The sequence below is a fragment of the Pseudomonas sp. NPDC089554 genome, from assembly GCF_050280645.1.
Lineage (GTDB): Bacteria > Pseudomonadota > Gammaproteobacteria > Pseudomonadales > Pseudomonadaceae > Aquipseudomonas.
Genome location: NZ_JBNNVR010000054.1, coordinates 1 through 19,677 on the forward strand (window position 1 = coordinate 1; position 19,677 = coordinate 19,677).

Here is a 19,677-nt window from a genome sequence, read left to right on the forward strand (position 1 = left end):
AGCGCGGCGAGGATCAGCCACGGCTGGCTCGACAGCGAGCTCTGGAAGGCCTGGGCCGCGCCCTGGAAGCTGCCGGCGATGGCGTCGGGCATGCCCAGCTCGCGCTGGGTCTGTTCGAGCATGCGCACCGCATCGCCCAGGGCCACGCCGGGCGCCAGGTTGAACGACAGGTTGGCCGCCGGGAACAGGCCATCGTGGGCGATCGACAGCGGCCCGGTGCTTGGCGGGGCGACATGGGCCAGCGCCGACAGCGGCACCATCTCGCCCGTCAGCGGCGAGCGCAGGTAGAAGTAGTTCAGGCTCTCGGCCTTGCCTCGCTGGCGGGCATCGAGCTCGAGGATCACCTTGTACTGGTTGGTCTCGGTCTGGAACTCGCTGATCTGCCGCTGGCCGAAGGCGTCGTACAGCGCCTGGTCGACGTCGTTGGTGGTCAGGCCGAAGCGGGCGGCGGCCTGGCGGTCGATGTCGATGCGAGTGACGCTGGCGCCCAGTTGCAGGTCGTTGGACAGGTCGCGAAACGCCGGGTTTTCCCGCAGGCGTTCGGTCAGGCGCTGGGTCCACAGGTTCAGCGCCACGCCGTCGTTGCTCTTGAGCACGTACTGGTACTGGGTGCGGGTTGGGCCGGAGCTGAGGTTGATGTCCTGGCCGGCGCGTAGGTACAGGACCACACCCGGCACCTGGGCGAGCTTGGGCCGCAGGCGGTCGATCAGCTCGCTGGCGGTGACGTCGCGATCGCCCAGCGGTTTGAGGGAAATCCAGAAGCGGCCGTTGGCGATGGTCTGGTTGTTGCCGGTCACCCCCACCGCGTGGGAGAAGGCGCGCACGGCCGGGTCGGCTTCGATGATCTTGGCCAGGGCCTGGTGTTTTTCGATCATCGATGAGTACGACACGTCGGCGGCGGCCTCGCTGGTGCCGAGGATGAAACCGGTGTCTTGCAGCGGGAAGAAGCCCTTGGGCATGGCCACGTAGCCGACCACCGCCAGGGCCAGGGTCAGGCCGAACACGCCGAGGGTCAGGCGCTGGTGGGCCAGGGCCTGGTTGAGAATCCTCTCGTAGCCGCGCACCAGGCGCTGGCCGAAACCGTCATGGGCTTCCTTGGGCGCGCTGCGCATGAACAGCGCGCACAGCGTCGGTGCCAGGGTCAGCGACACCACCACGGAAATCAGGATGGTCGAGGTGGCGGTGAGAGCGAATTCCTTGAACAGCCGACCGACCACGCCGCCCATGAACAGCAGCGGAATGAACGCGGCGACCAGCGAGAAGCTGATGGAGATAACGGTGAAGCCGATCTCGCCGGCGCCCTTGATCGCTGCGGTGCGGCTGTCGTCGCCGGCCTCCAGGTGGCGGTGGATGTTCTCCACCACCACGATGGCGTCGTCCACCACGAAACCCACGGCGATGACGATGGCCACCAGGGTGAGGTTGTTCAGGCTGAAGCCGGCCACGTACATGAAGGCGCAACTGGCGATCAGCGACACGCCGAGCACGCTCGACACCACCAGGGTCGCCGACCACTGGCGCAGGAACAGCGCCATCACGCCAATCACCAGCACCACGGCGATCAGCAGGGTCAGTTCCACTTCGTGCAAGGAGGCGCGAATGGTCTGGGTACGGTCGTTGAGCACCGACACTTCCACTGAGGCCGGGAGCATTTCCTGAAGCCGTGGCAGGGCTTCCATCATGCGGTCGACAGTGTCGACGATATTGGCGCCGGGCTGGCGGAAGATCACCAGGTTCAGGCCGGGCCGCTCGCCCGTCCAGGATTTGACATAGGCGTTCTCTGCGCCGTGGATGACCTTGGCCACGTCCGACAGGTGCACCGGGGCGCCGTCACGGTAGGAAACGATCAGCTTGGCGTAGTCCTCGGGGTGGAACAGCTGGTCGTTGGCGGCGATGGTCGAGACGCTGTGCTCGCCGTATAGCGCGCCCTTGGCCAGGTTCAGGCTGGTCTGCTGGATGGCCAGGCGGATGTCGGCCAGGGTCAGGCCGATGGCGGCCAGCTTCTCGGGTTGGGCCTGTACGCGAATGGCCGGGCGCAGTTGCCCGGTGATGTTGATCAGGCCCACGCCTTCGATCTGGCTGAGCTGGCGCGCCAGCAAGGTTTCGGCGTAGTCGCTGAGCTCGTTGCCGGGCATCTGCGTGGAGCTGACGGTGAGCACCAGTACCGGGCTGTCGGCGGGGTTGACCTTGCGCCAGGTGGGCGGGTTGGGCAGGTCCTGGGGCAGGCGCGCGGTGGCGGTGTTGATCGCCGCCTGCACTTCCTGGGCGGCGGTGTCGATGCTCTTGTCGAGGGTGAATTGCAGGGTCAGGTTGGTCGAGCCCAGGGCGCTGGTGCTGGTCATCTGGGTCATGCCGGGAATGGCGCTGAACTGCACCTCCAAAGGCGTGGCCACCGACGAGGCCATGGTTTCCGGGCTGGCGCCGGGCAGTTGGGCGGTGACCTGGATGGTCGGGAAGTCCGCCTCGGGCAGCGGCGCTACCGGCAGGCGCGGGAAGGCGATGGCGCCCAGCAATACCAGGGCGAAGGTCAGCAGCAGGGTGGCGATGGGGTGGTCGATGCACCAGGCGGAGACGCCTTTGCGGGTGATCATGGCTGCACCTGACGTTCGGCTACTTCAGGGGCAGGGGCGTCGGCCGCCACTTCCACCCGCGAACCGGGCTTGAGCCGCGACTGGCCGTCGAGTACCAGGCGATCGCCCGCCTTGACGCCGGCGAGAATGTTCAGGTTGCTGTCCTGGTACAGCACCTTGACCGGCACGCTGCTGACTTTGTCGCCGTCCAGGCGGTAGACGAAGTGCCCATCAATGCTGCGCTGCACCACGGTCGGCGGCACCACCAGGGCGCCTTCATCCACGGCGGTGCGCAGGCGGATGGTGACCAGCTGGCCGGGCCACAGGTGGCCATCGCGGTTGTCGAACTCGGCCTTCACCCGCACGGTGCCGGTGGTCCCCGAGACTTGGTTGTCGATCAGCGCCAGGTGGCCCTGGCCGAGCAGGCTGCGCTCGCCGTCGGCGTCCATGTAGGCCTCGACCAGTGCTGGGGTTTGGGCCTTGAGCAGGCCTTGCAGGGTCGGCAGCATCTGCTGCGGCAGGGCGAACTCGACGGCGATCGGGTCGATCTGGGTGACGCTGAACAGGCTCTGGGTATCGCTGGTGCGCACCAGGTTGCCGGGGTCGACGTTGCGAATGCCGACGCGACCTGTCACCGGTGAGCGGATCTGCGTGTAGGAAAGCTGCACCTCGGCATTGGCGATCGATGCCTGGTTGCCCTTGAGCGTGGCTTGCAGCTGGTTGACCAGGGCTTGCTGCTGGTCGAGGGTTTGCTTCGATACACCATCGTCGTCGCTGAGCAGGCGGTAGCGCCTGAGGTCTACGCCGGCCACCTGCAACTGCGCCTGGCTTTGCCCGAGCTGGGCGCGGGCCTGGTCGAGGGTGGCGCGGATGGCGCGGTCATCGAGGGTGGCCAGCAGGTCGCCTTGCTTGACCCATTGCCCTTCCTTGACGAGCACCTGGGTCAGCACGCCTTCGACCTGTGGGCGTACCTCGACGCTGTGCAGCGACAGCACCGAGCCGATGGCGCTGGTGAAGCGCGGCACATCCTGCTGCGCCACGTCCACCACGCGCACCGGCACGGCGGCCTGGGCCCGGGCTGGTGGGGCGTCCTGGCCGCGAACCAGCCACAGCGCCGCAGCGATCAGGATGACGAGCGCCAGGGCGGCGAGGACGAGAGGGCGGGAAGGACGTCGCATCGGGGTGGGCACCAAGGGCTAGAGGCAAAGTGGCATCCTTCACTTATAACCCTCGAAGCGGGTCACCAGCGTGACGCCTGGCTGACAGCGCTGTCAGTTTGCGCTGATGGCTTAGAAACCAATATAGGCGTAGTACACCGGAGCTTCTGCCGTGGTCAGCACCCCATGGGGCAGCAGGACGTCGGCCACTGCCGGGTCGGGCACGTGCAACATCCAGGGCGAGCCGTCGTCGGCGGGCAACTGCTCCAGCACCTTGCCCAGGGCACCCATGTCCGGCAACCAGGCGGTGAAACCGCTGCCCTTGAGGGCGCTGGTGGTCATGCCCAGGGCCTGGCAGATGGCGACCTTGGCGGCGATATCTTCGCGGTCGGCCTGGCGCGAGGCGTCGATCAGCGCCATCAGCTCGGGGTCCACCGGCAGGCTGCCATGGATCAGCTCGGGGCCTTGTTCCCAGGCTTCGGACGGGCAGTCCTTGTTTTCCGGGCGCAGGGGAATGTGCGGGTTGATCTCGGCCGGGTAGATACGGCACACCAGCGGGCGGGTTTCATAGATGCTGCACAGGTCGTTGGCGTCCAGGTTGCGGCAACGGCCAGGGTTGAATGCGGCGAAGGTCACCGATACGCGTACCTCGCCGCTGCCGCAGGCCACCGGGTGTGAGCGGCGCAGCACGTGCTCGCGCTGCTCGACCGGCATGCCGGGGCCGTCGGCGACGAAGCCCTCGATCAGTACCACCACCTGGCCGCCGGCCCGCGCCCACTGGCGCGACTCGGCCAGGGTCAGGGGCACGTGGTGGCCGCTGCAGCACTTGCCGCAGCCGGTGCAGGCAAAGCGGATAGAGTCGCTCACCGTTTTCCGGCTTCCCATTCGCTGACGAAGGCCTGCTGGCGCTGGCGGTCGTACAGGCACAGCTCGGTGCCGGTGCGCTGCTTCATGTGTTTCTGCGGGTACACGCCTTCGATCAGCAGCGCGCTGTAGGCAACCCGGTCATCGAACTCGGCAGGCTTGCCCAGCACGTGGGCATTCTTGAACTGGCTGGCAGCCAGGCAGCTCTTGACCATCTGCTGGCGGTAGTCGTTCCAGGCCTGGGTGCTGGAGGCCTGGGCCAGGCCGCTGGTCATGGCGCAGGTGACGAGAAGAGCACTAAGAAATTTCATACGAGATCCCAGGAAAAAACTTCGAGTGGCTGTCAATTATGCCCAAGCCACCCGAGTCATCAAGAACCAACCTTTGTCGCCACGTATCAGTGCTCGGCAAAGGCCACAGCGCGTGCCGCCACCACCAGGCAGTCGGTCAGCTCCGGGGAGGAGAACTTGGTGAGGATCGCATTGGCCCCAGCAAGCCTGGCTTTCTCGGCGCTCATGGCGCTGTCCAGCGAGGTGTGCAGCAGCACGTAGAGGTGCTTGAAGTCCGGGGTTTCGCGCACGGTGCGGGTGAAGGCATAGCCGTCCATTTCCGACATTTCGATATCGGAAACCACGATATTGATTTCCTGGGCCGTGCCTTGCAGGTCCAGCAGCACGTTGATCGCTTCCTTGGCGCTGCGTGCGGTGTGGCACTCGATGCCAAGGTTGCGCAGGGTGTGCACCGACTGCTGCAACGCGACCTGGCTGTCGTCGACCACCAGGATATTGGTCGCGGCCAAGAGGCTTGCGTCTTCCTCGTTCAGCTCGCCGGTCTTGGCTTCGGGCTCGGGGGGGGCGATGCCGTGGATGACCTTCTCGATGTCAAGCACCTGCACCAGGCTGTTGTCGACCCGGGTCACGCCGGTGATGAACGAGCGGTTGCCCGAGCCGTAGGGCGGCGGCTTGATATCGGTGCTCAGGCAATGGACGATGCGGCTCACTGCCTGCACATGCAGGCCTTGGCGCGAGCGGCTGATCTCGGTGACGATCAGGCAGCCGCCATCGGGGTCGGCCAGCGGGCGTTCGCCGATGGCGCGCGACAGGTCGATGACCGACAGCGAGTTGCCGCGCAGGGTGGCCACGCCTCTGACGTGCGGGTGCGACTCGGGGAGTTTGGTCAGTGGGGGGCTGGGAATGATCTCACTGACCTTGAGCAGGTTGATTGCCATCAGCTTGCCGCTGCGCAAGGTGAATAGCAGCAAGGACAGCGAATCCGCGCGGGCGTTTTGCGTGGCCATGGGCAACCTTGTATGTCAGGAATGGGGACGATGCCGGGTTATCGGCCTGGTTTGGCCAGGCTTTAGAGAGGCGTTGAATGTACCGGCCCTATCGCAACCCCAGGCGCTTGGCCAGGCGGTTGAGGTTGGCCCGGTCGAGCCCCAGCTCGCGTGCGGCGGCGGCCCAATTGTCGTGATGGCGTGCCAGGCAGGCTTCGATCACCTGGCGCTGGTAGCCGTCCAGCGCTTCGCGCAGCCCACCTTGGGGCAGCTCGGCAGCGACTGCCGGTGCTGGGCTTGGCGCATCCGGTGCGGGCTGTGACGCGCGCAGGTCGAGGTCGTGGGCTTCGAGGGTAAGAATGCGTGGACGCTTGGGCTGCTGGCCGAGGGCCTTGAGCGCCGAGCGTCCGATCAGGTGCTCCAGCTCGCGCACGTTGCCCGGCCAGTCGTACGCCAGCAGCGCCGACTGCGCCTCGGCGCTCAGGCGCAGGCTGTTCAGGCCCAGGCGCGAGCGGTTCTGCTCGAGGAAGTAGCCGGCGATCAACAGCACATCGCGGCCCCGTTCGCGCAGGGCGGGCACCTGCAAGGGGTAGACGCTCAAGCGGTGGTAGAAGTCGGCGCGGTAGCGGCCCAGGCGCACTTCCTCGGCCAGGTCGCGGTTGGTCGCGGCGATCAGTCGCACGTCCACCTGGTGCTCGCGGTCCGAGCCCAGGCGTTGCAGTTGGCCACTTTGCAACACACGCAGCAGCTTGGCCTGCACGGTCAGGGGCAGTTCGCCCACTTCATCGAGGAACAGCGTGCCGCCATTGGCCAGCTCGAATTTGCCGCGGCGTTCGCCATGGGCGCCGGTGAAGGCGCCACGCACATGGCCGAACAGCTCGCTTTCCACCAGGGTGTCGGGCAGCGCGGCGCAGTTCAGGCTGATCAGCGGCTTGCTGGCGCGCTGGCTGGCGCAGTGCAGGGCTTGAGCGACCAGTTCCTTGCCGACCCCGGTTTCGCCGGTGATCAGCACGGTCAGGTCGCTGCCGCCGACCAGGCGTATTTCTTCCACCAGGCGCTTGTGCGCCTGGCTCTGGCCGATCAGCTCCTTGTCCTGGCCGCTGGCCTGGCGATACACCTCGGCGCGCTGGTGCTCGTCCTCGGCGCGCAGGGCCAGGTTCTCGATGCGCTCGGCCACCGTGACAGTGGCGGCTGCCAGGCTGGCGAAGGCTTGCAAGGCCTCCAGCTCCAGGCTCTGGAATTGCCCCGGCTCCAGCGCATCGAGGGTGACCAGGCCCCAGGGGCGTTCATCGACCATCAACGGGCAGCCCATGCAGTCGTGCACCTCGAGGTCGGCATGCGCATCGGCCACCAGCCCGTCGTAGGGGTCGGGCAGGTCGCTGTCGCTGGCGAAGCGGGTCGGCTCGGGGCGGCTTAGTAGAATCTGGAAGCGTGGGTGCTCGCTGACCCGGAAACGCCGCCCGAGGGTGTCAGGCGACAAGCCGTCGACCGCCAGCGGCACCAGCCACTCGCCATCCAGGCGCAGCAGCGCGGCGGCGTCGCACGGCAGCAGGTTGCGCATGGCCTGGAGCAAGCGGCGGTAGCGTTCCTGGTCGGGCAGATCGCGGGACAGGTCGCTGACCAGGGGGAGGAGGGTGGTCAGCAGCGGCTTTGCGGTCATAAGGACTCCTTTTGGTCGGAATGACTATACGCCGGTCTGTGTCATTTTGACTGTTATTAATATAAATATTTGAATTTTATAGAATTTAAAGTTGGCACGATTGCTGAAATACCTAAGGCAACCTTTCGAAGCCTCAGGCTCAGGAGTCCCTAAAAATGCTTACCGCCGACCAACGTGCAATCGTCAAAGCCACCGTCCCCCTGCTGGAAAGCGGCGGCGAAGCGCTGACCACCCACTTCTACAAGATGATGCTCAGCGAATACCCCGAAGTACGCCCGCTGTTCAACCAGGCCCACCAGGCCAGCGGCGACCAGCCGCGCGCCCTGGCCAACGGCGTGCTGATGTACGCCCGCCACATCGACCAGTTGGAAAAGCTGGGCGGCCTGGTTGGCCTGATCATCAACAAGCATGTGGCCTTGCAGATTCTGCCGGAGCACTACCCGATCGTTGGCAGCTGCCTGCTGCGCGCCATCGAAGAAGTGCTCGGCAAGGACATCGCCACCCCGCAGGTCATCGAAGCCTGGGGCGCGGCCTACGGCCAGCTGGCCGACATCCTGATCGGTGCCGAAGAGAAGATCTACAAGGAGAAGGAAGAGGCCGTGGGCGGCTGGCGCGGTGTGCGCGAGTTCCGCGTGGCGCGCCGGGTGCAGGAAAGCAGCGAGATCGTCTCGTTCTACTTCGCCCCGGTCGATGGCCAGCCGGTGCTGCTGGCCGAGCCAGGCCAGTACATTGGCTTGCAGGTGTTCGTCGACGGCGTGGAGCAGCGGCGCAACTACTCGCTGTCGGCCCTGGGCGATGGCCAGCAGTACCGCATCAGCGTCAAGCGCGAGCCGGGCGGCAAGGTGTCGAACCAACTGCACGACCAGCTCCAGGAAGGCGACCTGATCAACCTGTTCACGCCTTCCGGCGAGTTCACCCTGACCGACAGCGACAAGCCCCTGGTGCTGCTCAGTGGCGGCGTTGGCATCACGCCGACCCTGGCCATGCTCGAAGCTGCGCTCAAGACCCAGCGCCCGGTGCACTTCATCCACTGCGCGCGCAACAGCTCGGTGCACGCCTTCCGTGACTGGGTCGATGCCCTGGCCGAGCGCCACCCGCAGCTCAAGCGCTTCTATTGCTACGGCGAAGACGACGGCAGCAGCAAGGTCAACGCGGTGGGCATCCTGACCCAGGAACTGCTGGGCGAGTGGCTGCCGAGCGACCGCGACCTGGACGCCTACTTCCTGGGCCCGAAAGGCTTCATGGCGGCCATGCGTCGTCACCTCAAAGGGCTCGGCGTGCCAGAGGCGCAGAGCCGCTACGAGTTCTTCGGCCCGGCTTCGGCGCTGGAGTAACCGGCCGGCAGGCCTTCGCGCATCGGGGGCCTGCCAGTCGTATAAGGAATGACGAAAGGCCCGAGTCACGCAAGTGTCTCGGGCCTTTGCAGCACGATGTTGCCTGAAGATGAAAGGTTATTGCTCAGTATCGTCTACGTACAGGTTGACCCGAGTGACTTCCCAGACCTCAGTGCCCATTACACGACCTGCAATGGTGTGTACGCCAGGCGATAACGGGCCAACTTCAGCACGCCAGCTTTTTGCGTCAACTCGAGTAGAGCGGAACTGCCTGCCATCAGATTCGACGGTGAGTATTGCCTGCACTCCAAAACCTGTGAAGGTCACGGTCGTGGCTACTTGCTGCCCGTCAAGCGGTGAAGTAATGACCGGTGCGGGTTGTTCTGAGGTGAACGAGCGCGATACATCGTCGCCGATAGCCCGCACAAAGTGCGGTCCCTGGATCAAGTCAAAAGGTGGGTTGGAGTTTTCATATTGCCAAGCACCCTGCTCGTCAGCCGTGGCCAGTGGTAGGTAATCGGTTTGGGCCGCGCGGCGGAACTCAAGTGCTGTGTATGGATCTGCCGTGCCCCGGGCTAGGGAGACACGTTTGCTCTCGCCTTCTTGGTTAAAGGCGTTTCCGAACGTGAATTGAGTCACGGTCCATTGTGGGAAAGGTGCGACAACTACGGGACGTATCTCGACCTCGTCGGTACTGAGGTTTTCTATCCGCAAGCTGACCTCGCCCGCGAGGTCCGATACGACTTTATCGATTTGCCAGTGCCCCGCGGCATTAGCCGTTGCCGAGGCAGTGGAGCCCTCTGCCAGGGAGGCTTGAATGGATGAGTTGGGTGTGGCTACCCCTGTCACTTTCGTGATTCGACCAATAGGGCGATTGACTTCCGGGAATATAACCATTAGTGGCACGTTGGGCGGGCTGCCAACGGTGACAGTGCCTCGTACGGCTGCGGAGTCTGGAACATCGTAGTAACCTTTGGTGACGACACTGTAGTTGTGAGTGCCGCCCGGTACGTTTGGGATAATTAAATCGAACCGACCGTCAGCCTTCACTCGTCCCTCTACACTTTGCGTGCCCACGGTGGCTTTGACAGAATTTCCCACGCCGCTGGAGTATAGGGCTCGCCCTTGAATTCGGACTTTGAGCGAGGCATCGCTGGCAATCACGTCATAAGGTTGAGGCATTGCGGGAATCACAACTTCTACTATATCGCTGACCCTCGGGTTTCCTTGTCCACTCCATGTAGCGTAGAGCTTCATTCGACCGCTATCGTCTGAGGCGATCGGCGTAATCGTCAGTAGCTTTGTGCCTAGGGGGAGCTGGTGAAAGCTGCCATTCTGAAGAACTGGCGTACCGTCACGGCCTAGGCGCCAGAGATCCCAGCCTGCATGTGGGCTGGGTGCGCGTCCCGTTGCAACAAGTTTTACCTGAAGCCCGAAGTGACGAGTGCCGGAACCTTGGTTATCGTGGTGGCCCAGTGCAGTAACCGAGAGCGTGATGGGTTCTTTATTGGGGGGAGTAGCTTCTGTGCTTGTAGTCATGAGGGTTCTCGGGTTGAAATATAATTAAAAAGGAATGTGTCGCTCAAAATATTGAGCGCATCTTTGATGTTGTTGTGCGTGCTAAGTTACCTGGAGGGTAATCGTTCTTCAGGGGCGTTGGCACTGAATAGTGGCGTGATTTAATTTCCGTTTCTGGTGTCGGTGTCAGTAATTGTCTGCCCGATTATTTCAAGGTTTTATATGCGGATTGGCTGTGCTTCAAAAGTTAGCAATAGGGGAGGGTATGCTCAACTGGCAAATCTATCAGTTCTTATTGTTTGTACGAGGGTTTGCCGAGCGGCGATCAGGCAACGTGAAAGCCGACTAGGACGCACAACTGACTCGTCGTACAATGAGCATTCCCAGCGGAAATCGCTTCTAGGCAACTCTTGTCCCGGGGCAGCTCCCGTGGTTCCGAGTGTCGGCGCGTCGATACATTCTCGATTGCCTAATAAAGAGGGAGGGGGCACATCGTTCAAGCACCTTCCTCTTTAATCTTCCTTTAATCACTGTATCCTTCACTCCCAGGTGTCGAGGGGCCTGGCCCTGTCCGGCATCCGGGCTACCGCTTTTTTGCGGGCGACGTTGAACCGACGTCGTTCCGGCCGGTCCTAGATCACCACGGATAGCCACAGCGCTGTTACGCCGCTTCCTCGACGCATCCAATGGCCTCGTCGGCGTGTAGACTGGCGCCCTTTCGGGCGGCACGCGCTGCCACTATCCATCGAAGGAACCGGCAATGAACGAACAAACCTTGCGCCTGAATCGGGAACGGCGCTTTCTGGTGCTGCTGGGGGTGATCTGCCTCTCCCTGATCGGTGGCGCGCTGTACATGCAGGTGGTACTGGGCGAGGCGCCTTGCCCGTTGTGCATCCTGCAGCGCTATGCCCTGCTGCTGATCGCGTTGTTCGCTTTCATTGCCGCTGCCATGCCGGGGCGGCGCAGCCTGACGTTCTTCGAAGCCCTGGTGGTGCTCAGCGCGATCGGTGGAATCGTTGCGGCGGGCAACCATGTGTATATACTCGCCAACCCGGCGATCAGCTGCGGCATCGACACCTTGCAACCGATTGTCGACGACCTGCCCCTGGCACGGGTCTGGCCATTGGCGTTCCAGGTCGATGGTTTCTGCTCCACGCCGTACCCGCCGATCCTCGGCCTGTCCCTGGCGCAGTGGGCGCTGGTGGCCTTTGTCCTAACCGCCATCCTGGTGCCGCTGGGCATCTACCGGAACCGGCGCCGGGCTTAGACAAAAGTACCGATTTCGCGCAAGTCTGTTGCACGGCGTGAAACCTGGGAAATGTTCCCCCAAGGCTCACCTTGATCAAAGACAAACCCCTTTATTACGTGGCTTTCAAGCCTGTTTGGAGGGGTGCGACAAACTGTCGCGAAGTTGATTTTTCGAGCAGCATTGTTGCGAATTCTGTAAAAGACTGTTGCTCAATAAGTCATAGTCAAGGGGGGGCGACCTATCTACAATCGCCCCCAATTTCCGTTCGGCACCGCTTGCGAGTCGCAGGATTGAAGGAAGCCCCAGCGCTCCTTTTGCTGACTTCGTCAAGTTCCGCCCGGCGGTGATCCGGGCGGACATCCCTCCGCGTTTTCCGCACCAAATGGACTTGGTCTGAAGTACAGGCCGTTAGCCTAAGAAATCTAAGCACCATTAAAACCCGCTTGACGCCAGGTCCTGCAGTCGGACCCCAGGCAGGAGCGAATTCGAGCCCGAAATGCTGACGCTTGGCAGGACGAAGTGTTGGCGACCAAAACACAAATTGCATTGAAGCAAGCTGATCTAGAGGTCGTGAGATGAGTAAAAAGCGTTACCCCAGACTGTTTGGCATATTGCCCTTTTTAGGCATGCTTTTACTCAGCGGGTGTGAATGGACCCTGCTCGATCCGAAGGGCCAGGTGGGTGTCGAGCAGAAGGAGCTGATCCTGATCGCTACCGGCCTCATGCTGCTGGTCGTCGTGCCTGTCATCATCATGACCCTGGTGTTCGCCTGGAAGTACCGTGCTTCCAACAAGGCCGCCACCTACACCCCCGACTGGTCGCACTCGACCAAGATCGAGGCCGCGGTGTGGATCATCCCGATCCTGATCATCATCGCCCTGGGTTACGTCACCTACCACTCCACCCACAAGCTGGACCCGTACCGTCCACTGGATTCCGATGTGAAGCCGGTGCAGATCGACGTGGTCGCGCTGGACTGGAAATGGCTGTTCATCTACCCGGAACAAGGCATCGCCACGGTCAACAAGATCGTCTTCCCGGCCAACACTCCGGTCAACTTCCGTGTCACCTCGGACGCTGTGATGAACTCCTTCTTCATCCCTGCACTGGGCGGCCAGATCTACGCGATGGCCGGCATGACCACCAAGCTGCACCTGATCGCCAACGAGAACGGCGAGTTCGACGGTATCTCGGCGAACTACAGCGGTGCGGGCTTCACCGGTATGAAATTCAAGGCTACCGCCACTTCCCAGGCCGACTTCGAAGCATGGGTCGCCGAAGTCAAGCAGTCGCCGAAGAAGCTGGACGAGGCTGAATATGCCGCCTTGGCCAAACCAAGCGAAAACAACCCAGTCGCGCTGTACAGCGAGGCATTGGCCGACCAGTTCCAGCGCATCGTCGACAAGTACGAAGGCATGAACCGCGGTCGTCCGAACCACGAAGAAGCAGGCAGCAAAGAGCTGGCCACTACCAAGGGTGTGGATTCGAGTATGCAACCAGCTGCCGGTGCAGAGGAGTAAGAGATGTTCGGTAAATTATCCCTGGAGGCGATACCTCACGACCCGATAGTCTTGGTGACACTTGCCTTGATTGCGGTCGGTGGTATTGCCTTGGTCGGTGCAATCACCTATTTCCGCAAGTGGACCTACTTGTGGACCGAGTGGTTGACCACGGTCGACCACAAGAAGATCGGGGTGATGTACATCATCGTCGCGATGGTCATGCTGCTGCGCGGCTTCGCCGACGCCATCATGATGCGTACCCAGCTGGCGATGGCCACTTCCGGCTCCGAAGGCTACCTGCCGCCTGAACACTATGACCAGATCTTCACCGCCCACGGTGTGATCATGATCATCTTCATGGCGATGCCGTTCTTCACCGGCCTGATGAACCTGGCCCTGCCTCTGCAGATCGGTGCACGTGACGTTGCCTTCCCGTTCCTGAACTCCCTGAGCTTCTACCTGCTGCTGGCAGGCGTGCTGCTGGTCAACATCTCGCTGGGCGTTGGTGAATTCGCCAAGACTGGCTGGGTTGCCTACCCGCCGCTTTCGGGTATCGAGTACAGCCCGGGCGTGGGTGTGGACTACTACATCTGGGCGCTACAGCTCTCAGGCTTGGGTACGACACTGACCGGCGTGAACTTCCTGGTCACCGTGGCCAAGATGCGCGCACCTGGCATGAAGCTGATGGACATGCCGATCTTCACCTGGACCTGCACCTGGGCCAACGTGCTGATCGTCGCTTCGTTCCCGATCCTGACTGCCGCACTCGCCCTGCTGACCCTTGACCGTTACATGGATTTCCACATCTTCACCAACGACCTTGGTGGGAATCCGATGATGTACGTCAACCTGTTCTGGGCATGGGGTCACCCTGAGGTCTACATCCTGATCCTGCCGGCCTTCGGCGTGTTCTCGGAAGTCACCTCGACCTTCTCCAGCAAGCGTCTGTTCGGCCACCACGCGATGATCTACGCATCGGGTGCGATCGCCGTACTGGGCTTCGCGGTTTGGCTGCACCACTTCTTCACCATGGGTGCCGGCGCCAGCGTCAACACCTTCTTCGGCCTGGCGACGATGCTGATCTCCATCCCGACCGGTGTGAAGTTGTTCAACTGGCTGTTCACCATGTACCAGGGCCGCGTGCGCTTCACCTCGCCGATGCTCTGGACCCTGGGCTTCATGGTCACCTTCTCCATCGGTGGCATGACCGGCGTTCTGCTGGCCGTTCCAGGTGCTGACTTCGTACTGCACAACAGCCTGTTCGTGATCGCCCACTTCCACAACGTGATCATCGGCGGCGCAGTATTCGGCTACATCGCAGGTTTCGTGTTCTGGTTCCCGAAAGCCTTCGGCTTCACCCTGAACGAGAAGTGGGGCAAGGCGTCCTTCTGGCTGTGGATCTCGGGCTTCTACGTGGCGTTCATGCCGCTGTACGCCCTGGGCTTCATGGGTATGACCCGTCGCCTGAACCACTCCGACAACCCGCTGTGGGAACCCTACCTGTACGTTGCCGTGGTCGGCGCCGTGATGATCCTGGGCGGTATCGCCTGCCAGCTGATCCAGCTGTACGTGTCGGTCCGCGACAGCAAGCAGAACCTGGACGTCACTGGCGACCCATGGGGCGGCCGTACCCTGGAATGGTCGACTTCGTCGCCACCTCCGTTCTACAACTTCGCCCACATGCCTGAGAAGGTCGGCCTGGACGCTTGGCACGAAGCCAAGGAAGCCGGTGTCGCCTACAAGGTGCCGGGCAAGTACCAACCGATCCACATGCCAAGCAACACTTCCACCGGTCTGTTCATGGGTCTGTTCCTGACCGTGTTCGGCTTCGCCTTCATCTGGCACATCTGGTGGCTGGTGGCTGCAAGCCTGGTTGCAACCGTCGTTGTCTTCGTTCGCCACGCTGCGCGTGACGACCAGGGCTACATGGTTCCGGCCGAGGAAGTGGCACGTATCGAAGGCGAGCGTCTGAAGGCGTTGGCCCAGGCCGGTGCACTGCCAGCTGGCGGCGCACGTGTCGAATCGTTTGAGCGGGTGTAACCAATGTCCAGTCAAGTAATGCACGGTGATGCACATGGTCACGACCATGGGCACGACGATCACCACCACGACACGAGCGAGATGACCGTATTCGGCTTCTGGCTCTACCTGATGACCGACTGCATCCTGTTTGCGTCGCTCTTCGCCACCTACGCGGTGCTGTCCGGCAGTTTTGCCGGCGGCCCGTCGGGTCACGACATCTTCCAGCTCGACTTCGTGCTGGTTGAAACCGCGCTGCTGCTGCTGTCCTCGATCACCTTCGGCTTCGCCATGCTGAAGATGTTCGCCGGTAACAAGGCTGGCGTGCTGGGCTGGTTGGCCGTGACCTTCCTGTTCGGTGCAGGCTTCATCGCGATGGAAATCTATGAATTCCATCACCTGATCGTTGAAGGCTACGGCCCGCAGCGCAGTGCGTTCCTGTCGGCGTTCTTCGCGCTGGTCGGTACCCACGGTCTGCACGTGACCGCTGGCCTGATCTGGATGGCGATCCTGATGTACCAGATCCAGACCAAAGGCATCACGCCCACTGCGAAAACCCGCATGAGCTGCCTGAGCCTGTTCTGGCACTTCCTGGACGTGGTCTGGATCTGCGTCTTCACCGTCGTCTACCTGCTGGGAGTCCTGTAATGGCTAACGCACACGACACTACTCACCACGAAGGTAATCACGGCAGCGTGAAGTCCTACATGATCGGCTTTGTCCTGTCGATCATCCTCACCGCGATCCCATTCGGCCTGGTGATGTTCCCGACCCTGCCGAAGAATCTGACCGTCCTGATCGTGGTGGCCATGGCCGTCATCCAGGTGGTGGTACACCTGGTGTACTTCCTGCACATGGACCGCTCGAAAGAGCAGCGTTCCAACGTGTCGACGTTCCTGTTCACCGTTCTGGTTATTGCACTGCTGGTCGGCCTGTCGCTGTGGATCATGTTCAGCATCCACATCGAAATGATGGCCAAGTGAGGTAAGACTGCATGTCCGTGAAGCACTTTATCCAAATCACCAAACCGGGGATCATTTTCGGTAACGTGCTTTCCGTGGCAGGCGGTTTCTTCCTCGCCTCGGGCGGGCATGTGGATTTCGCCCTGTTCCTGGCGGTGGTTGTCGGTACTTCCCTGGTCGTCGCGTCCGGTTGCGTGTTCAACAACTGCATCGACCGCGACATCGACCAGAAGATGGAACGTACCAAGAACCGCGTCATGGTCCAGGGCGGCATGCCACTGCCGCTCGCGCTGGCCTACGCCACCCTGCTCGGGGTGGTCGGCTTCAGCATGCTGTACATCCAGGCCAACCCGCTGGCGGCGTTCTGTGCGCTGGTCGGGTTCGTCATCTACGTCGGCTTCTACAGCCTGTGGCTCAAGCGCAAGTCGGTGCACGGCACCTTGGTTGGCAGCCTGTCCGGTGCCATGCCGCCGGTGATCGGCTACTGCGCAGTGAGCAACAGCTTCGACATGGCCGCCGTGACCCTGCTGGTGATGTTCAGCCTGTGGCAGATGCCGCACAGCTTCGCCATCGCCATCTTCCGCTTCAAGGACTACAGCGCCGCCAACATTCCGGTACTGCCGGTGGCACGCGGTATCCTCGCGGCGAAGAAGCAGATCGTGCTGTACGTGCTGGCCTTCGTGCTCGCCACCTTGATGCTCACCCTCGGCGGTTATGCCGGCCTGGGTTACCTCGCCGTCGCCGCTGCCATGGGCCTGTACTGGCTGTACATGGCCTGGGGTGGCTACAAGGCCGAGGACGACAGCAAGTGGGCGCGCAAGGTATTCGGCTTCTCCATCCTCACCGTCACCGCCCTGAGCGTGATGATGTCGGTGGACAGCCAGACCGCCGCCGACGTGTTGATGACCTACGCACGCTGACAGCACTGCCTGTTACACCAAACCCCGGCCCTGGTGCCGGGGTTTTTTATGCCTGGGGTCTTCTCGCTGCCCCGTCGCAACCCTTCCAACTGTCTGCGCCGTTGTAGCCGACCTAAGGTGCTCCTCCCACACTTAGGAGGCTCACCCATGAGCGCATTCACCGTCTACTTCTGCGGCACCGGCTCCCACAGTTTCGATACTCAGAACCCCAATTTCTGGAACGGCGAGTTGGTTTCGAACCTGGCCGCCAACGATGCCGGCCGAGAGTTCGTCGACTGGATAGCGATCGATGGCCCGGGCAGTGGCAACCTGCAGAGCGACGTGTTGTTCGTCGATGGTGGCGAGCATTCCCAAGTGACTGGCACCTTGTTCGGCAGTGGCTGGAACCAGAACGTCCAGCATGCGCTGCAGGTCATCAAGGGCAAGCTCAACTGGCAGCGCAAGAAACTTACCGAGCAGGAGTACGACAGGCTCAAGCGTGCCGGCGTCCCGATCCCGGATGCCAGCGCCAGTGGCTCGTGGTTCTGGCGTACCTACGACTTCGGGAACCGCCTAGTGACCCCACAGGCACTTCAGCAGCAACTGATCACCCAGATGCGCAAGCCGTTGGTCCCTGCCACCGTCAACCTGGTGGGCTGGAGCCGCGGCGGCATCAGTTGTCATATGCTGGCCAACGCCATGGCCGCAGACCCGGAACTGGCGCAGGTGAAGGTCAATATCTTCGCCATCGACCCCGTGCCGGGGGTGGGCAATGTGCAGCATGAGCGCGTGCAGTTGGCGGCCAACGTCAAGGAGTACGTGGGCTGCTATGCCCGCGACGAGCGTTCCAAGGGTTTTGCCTGTGTCATCCCGGTCATGCCCTACAAGTCGCGTATCAGTATCTTCCCGTTACCGGGACGTCACGCGACCCTGGTTGGCAATGCTTCGACCGATGGCGCGAGCGGCGGCAAGGTGTTGATCGAACCGGGGCAGGTGGTACGGCACTTCGCCGAAGTGTGCCTGACCCGCTGGGGCACTCGCCTGAACAAGCGTTTGCAACTCGATCAGGCAACGCTCGCCAAGTACCATCAGGCCATGGTCGCGGCAGACGGCCAGTACCGAGCAATGCGCAAGCAGTCTTACACTGCGATCACCGAGGGCAACGAGGAGCGCCTCGTTCACCATGGCATGAAAAACTCGGAATTTCGCAAGGTCCAAGGCGACCCATTCGAGCCCGCCGATGGCCTCGCCCAGTCGCCGCAGAACGCGGACAACTACAAGCGCCTGCGCTGAGCGGGGCAGGGCGGCCTTTGATCCGTATGGCCGCCCCTTTACAACCCCCTTGCGGGGCGATTATCTTCTGCCTCGGCCACCGCAGTGGCCAACGTCGCTCGGACGGTTCCGGGCGCTTACGTCTCTCGAGGAAAGCATGGCCGACCAAGGTTCGCCGCGCCGCTTTGCGCGCATCGATCGTCTCCCCCCCTACGTCTTCAACATCACTGCCGAACTCAAGATGGCTGCCCGCCGTCGCGGCGAGGACATCATCGACCTGAGCATGGGCAACCCCGACGGGGCCACGCCACCGCACATCGTCGAGAAGCTGGTACAAGTCGCCCAGCGCGAAGACACCCACGGCTATTCCACCTCCCGGGGCATCCCACGCCTGCGTCGTGCCATTTCGCGCTGGTACCAGGAGCGCTACGAGGTGGAGATCGACCCGGAAAGCGAAGCCATCGTCACCATCGGCTCGAAAGAGGGCCTGGCGCACCTGATGCTCGCCACCCTCGACCAGGGCGACACGGTGCTGGTGCCCAACCCCAGCTACCCCATTCATATCTACGGTGCGGTGATTGCCGGCGCCCAGGTGCGCTCCGTGCCGCTGGTGCCGGGCGTGGATTTCTTCAACGAGCTGGAGCGGGCGATTCGCGAGTCGATTCCCAAGCCGAAGATGATGATCCTCGGCTTCCCCTCCAACCCCACCGCCCAATGCGTCGAGCTGGACTTCTTCGAGCGCGTGGTGGCCCTGGCCAAGCGCTACGACGTGCTGGTGGTGCATGACCTGGCCTATGCCGACATCGTCTACGACGGCTGGAAGGCGCCTTCGATCATGCAGGTGCAGGGTGCCAAGGACATCGCGGTGGAGTTCTTCACCCTGTCCAAGAGCTACAACATGGCCGGCTGGCGCATCGGCTTCATGGTCGGCAACCCGCAGCTGGTCAATGCCCTGGCGCGCATCAAGAGCTACCACGACTACGGCACCTTCACCCCTCTGCAGGTGGCGGCCATTGCCGCGCTGGAAGGCGACCAGCAGTGCGTGCGTGATATCGCCGAGCAATATCGCCAGCGCCGCAACCTGCTGGTCAAGGGCCTGCACGAGCTGGGCTGGATGGTCGAGAACCCCAAGGCGTCGATGTACATCTGGGCGAAGATTCCGCCGGCTTATGCCCACCTGGGCTCGCTGGAGTTCTCCAAGAAGCTGCTGGCCGAGGCCAAGGTGTGCGTGTCGCCGGGCATCGGTTTCGGTGACTACGGCGACGACCACGTGCGCTTCGCCCTGATCGAGAACCAGGACCGCATTCGCCAGGCGATCCGCGGTATTCGGCAGATGTTCCGGGCCGACGGGCTCACCAGCAAGTAACTGCGCAGCACCCGGATGGCCGCCGATCA

General features: G+C 62.5%; 16 protein-coding genes. 9 read left to right on the forward strand and 7 right to left on the reverse strand.

Going from position 1 to position 19,677, the window contains the following annotated elements; genetic code table 11:
• The 6 genes from ACQKPE_RS16435 to norR all read right to left on the reverse strand — a co-directional run.
• Positions 1 to 2,591: efflux RND transporter permease subunit (locus tag ACQKPE_RS16435; RefSeq protein WP_427667441.1), on the reverse strand; the 2,591-nt coding region annotated here is incomplete at its 3' end.
• Positions 2,588 to 3,748: an efflux RND transporter periplasmic adaptor subunit gene (locus ACQKPE_RS16440; protein WP_427667443.1), complete on the reverse strand. Its 1,161-nt coding sequence runs from the start codon at positions 3,746 to 3,748 to the stop codon at positions 2,588 to 2,590. The genes ACQKPE_RS16435 and ACQKPE_RS16440, both read right to left, overlap by 4 nt.
• A 111-nt stretch (positions 3,749 to 3,859) precedes the next feature.
• Positions 3,860 to 4,594, reverse strand: a complete 735-nt coding sequence (locus ACQKPE_RS16445) for a YkgJ family cysteine cluster protein (protein WP_427667445.1) — start codon at positions 4,592 to 4,594, stop codon at positions 3,860 to 3,862.
• On the reverse strand, positions 4,591 to 4,902 hold the full coding sequence (locus ACQKPE_RS16450) for a hypothetical protein (protein WP_427667447.1): 312 nt from the start codon (positions 4,900 to 4,902) through the stop codon (positions 4,591 to 4,593). Before ACQKPE_RS16450 ends, ACQKPE_RS16445 begins: the two co-directional genes overlap by 4 nt.
• Positions 4,903 to 4,988: 86 nt before the next feature.
• On the reverse strand, positions 4,989 to 5,888 hold the full coding sequence (locus ACQKPE_RS16455) for a chemotaxis protein (protein ID WP_427667449.1): 900 nt from the start codon (positions 5,886 to 5,888) through the stop codon (positions 4,989 to 4,991).
• Positions 5,889 to 5,976: 88 nt separating this feature from the next.
• On the reverse strand, positions 5,977 to 7,527 hold the full coding sequence (norR, locus tag ACQKPE_RS16460) for a nitric oxide reductase transcriptional regulator NorR (protein WP_427667451.1): 1,551 nt from the start codon (positions 7,525 to 7,527) through the stop codon (positions 5,977 to 5,979).
• 155 nt (positions 7,528 to 7,682) lie between these two features.
• Here norR and hmpA point away from each other — a divergent pair, with 155 nt between their 5' ends.
• Complete coding sequence (hmpA, locus tag ACQKPE_RS16465; RefSeq protein ID WP_427667453.1) at positions 7,683 to 8,861, forward strand: NO-inducible flavohemoprotein; 1,179 nt, start codon at positions 7,683 to 7,685, stop codon at positions 8,859 to 8,861.
• Positions 8,862 to 8,978: 117 nt separating this feature from the next.
• Here the strand turns inward: hmpA and ACQKPE_RS16470 are convergent, their stop codons facing one another.
• Positions 8,979 to 10,118, reverse strand: coding sequence for a hypothetical protein (locus ACQKPE_RS16470; RefSeq protein WP_427667455.1), 1,140 nt, complete (start codon positions 10,116 to 10,118; stop codon positions 8,979 to 8,981).
• Between the two features lie 1,021 nt (positions 10,119 to 11,139).
• On the opposite strand from ACQKPE_RS16470, the gene ACQKPE_RS16475 reads away from it, so the two are divergent.
• The 8 genes from ACQKPE_RS16475 to alaC all read left to right on the forward strand — a co-directional run bounded on the left by ACQKPE_RS16475 (position 11,140) and on the right by alaC (position 19,648).
• The gene (locus ACQKPE_RS16475) at positions 11,140 to 11,646 is read left to right on the forward strand and encodes a disulfide bond formation protein B (protein WP_427667457.1); all 507 of its coding nucleotides are present in this window, start codon (positions 11,140 to 11,142) and stop codon (positions 11,644 to 11,646) included.
• A gap of 557 nt (positions 11,647 to 12,203) precedes the next feature.
• Positions 12,204 to 13,148 (forward strand): ubiquinol oxidase subunit II, encoded by a 945-nt coding sequence (gene cyoA, locus ACQKPE_RS16480; protein WP_427667459.1) that lies wholly within the window; start codon positions 12,204 to 12,206, stop codon positions 13,146 to 13,148.
• A gap of 3 nt (positions 13,149 to 13,151) precedes the next feature.
• Positions 13,152 to 15,170, forward strand: a complete 2,019-nt coding sequence (cyoB, locus tag ACQKPE_RS16485; RefSeq protein ID WP_427667461.1) for a cytochrome o ubiquinol oxidase subunit I — start codon at positions 13,152 to 13,154, stop codon at positions 15,168 to 15,170.
• A 3-nt stretch (positions 15,171 to 15,173) separates the two neighbouring features.
• Positions 15,174 to 15,797, forward strand: coding sequence for a cytochrome o ubiquinol oxidase subunit III (cyoC, locus tag ACQKPE_RS16490; RefSeq protein ID WP_427667462.1), 624 nt, complete (start codon positions 15,174 to 15,176; stop codon positions 15,795 to 15,797).
• Complete coding sequence (cyoD, locus tag ACQKPE_RS16495; protein ID WP_427667464.1) at positions 15,797 to 16,132, forward strand: cytochrome o ubiquinol oxidase subunit IV; 336 nt, start codon at positions 15,797 to 15,799, stop codon at positions 16,130 to 16,132. The genes cyoC and cyoD overlap by 1 nt, the downstream gene beginning before the upstream one ends.
• 11 nt (positions 16,133 to 16,143) lie before the next feature.
• The gene (gene cyoE / locus ACQKPE_RS16500; RefSeq protein WP_427667466.1) at positions 16,144 to 17,031 is read left to right on the forward strand and encodes a heme o synthase; all 888 of its coding nucleotides are present in this window, start codon (positions 16,144 to 16,146) and stop codon (positions 17,029 to 17,031) included.
• 147 nt (positions 17,032 to 17,178) lie between these two features.
• Positions 17,179 to 18,303 carry a hypothetical protein gene (locus tag ACQKPE_RS16505; RefSeq protein ID WP_427667468.1) on the forward strand — a complete coding sequence of 375 codons (1,125 nt, stop codon included), beginning with the start codon at positions 17,179 to 17,181 and terminating at the stop codon, positions 18,301 to 18,303.
• A gap of 136 nt (positions 18,304 to 18,439) precedes the next feature.
• Positions 18,440 to 19,648 carry an alanine transaminase gene (alaC, locus tag ACQKPE_RS16510; RefSeq protein ID WP_427667470.1) on the forward strand — a complete coding sequence of 403 codons (1,209 nt, stop codon included), beginning with the start codon at positions 18,440 to 18,442 and terminating at the stop codon, positions 19,646 to 19,648.
• Positions 19,649 to 19,677 lie beyond the last annotated feature (29 nt).

What these genes read in the sequence shown, in the direction of transcription:
- norR (WP_427667451.1), bottom strand. Translation starts at nt 7,527, where the DNA reads ATGACCGCAAAGCCGCTGCTGACCACCCTCCTCCCCCTGGTCAGCGAC.
- cyoC (WP_427667462.1), top strand. Translation starts at nt 15,174, where the DNA reads ATGTCCAGTCAAGTAATGCACGGTGATGCACATGGTCACGACCATGGG.
- ACQKPE_RS16450 (WP_427667447.1), bottom strand. Translation starts at nt 4,902, where the DNA reads ATGAAATTTCTTAGTGCTCTTCTCGTCACCTGCGCCATGACCAGCGGC.
- hmpA (WP_427667453.1), top strand. Translation starts at nt 7,683, where the DNA reads ATGCTTACCGCCGACCAACGTGCAATCGTCAAAGCCACCGTCCCCCTG.
- ACQKPE_RS16440 (WP_427667443.1), bottom strand. Translation starts at nt 3,748, where the DNA reads ATGCGACGTCCTTCCCGCCCTCTCGTCCTCGCCGCCCTGGCGCTCGTC.
- ACQKPE_RS16475 (WP_427667457.1), top strand. Translation starts at nt 11,140, where the DNA reads ATGAACGAACAAACCTTGCGCCTGAATCGGGAACGGCGCTTTCTGGTG.
- alaC (WP_427667470.1), top strand. Translation starts at nt 18,440, where the DNA reads ATGGCCGACCAAGGTTCGCCGCGCCGCTTTGCGCGCATCGATCGTCTC.
- ACQKPE_RS16505 (WP_427667468.1), top strand. Translation starts at nt 17,179, where the DNA reads ATGAGCGCATTCACCGTCTACTTCTGCGGCACCGGCTCCCACAGTTTC.
- ACQKPE_RS16455 (WP_427667449.1), bottom strand. Translation starts at nt 5,888, where the DNA reads ATGGCCACGCAAAACGCCCGCGCGGATTCGCTGTCCTTGCTGCTATTC.
- cyoE (WP_427667466.1), top strand. Translation starts at nt 16,144, where the DNA reads ATGTCCGTGAAGCACTTTATCCAAATCACCAAACCGGGGATCATTTTC.
- cyoA (WP_427667459.1), top strand. Translation starts at nt 12,204, where the DNA reads ATGAGTAAAAAGCGTTACCCCAGACTGTTTGGCATATTGCCCTTTTTA.
- cyoD (WP_427667464.1), top strand. Translation starts at nt 15,797, where the DNA reads ATGGCTAACGCACACGACACTACTCACCACGAAGGTAATCACGGCAGC.
- cyoB (WP_427667461.1), top strand. Translation starts at nt 13,152, where the DNA reads ATGTTCGGTAAATTATCCCTGGAGGCGATACCTCACGACCCGATAGTC.
- ACQKPE_RS16470 (WP_427667455.1), bottom strand. Translation starts at nt 10,118, where the DNA reads ATGAAGCTCTACGCTACATGGAGTGGACAAGGAAACCCGAGGGTCAGC.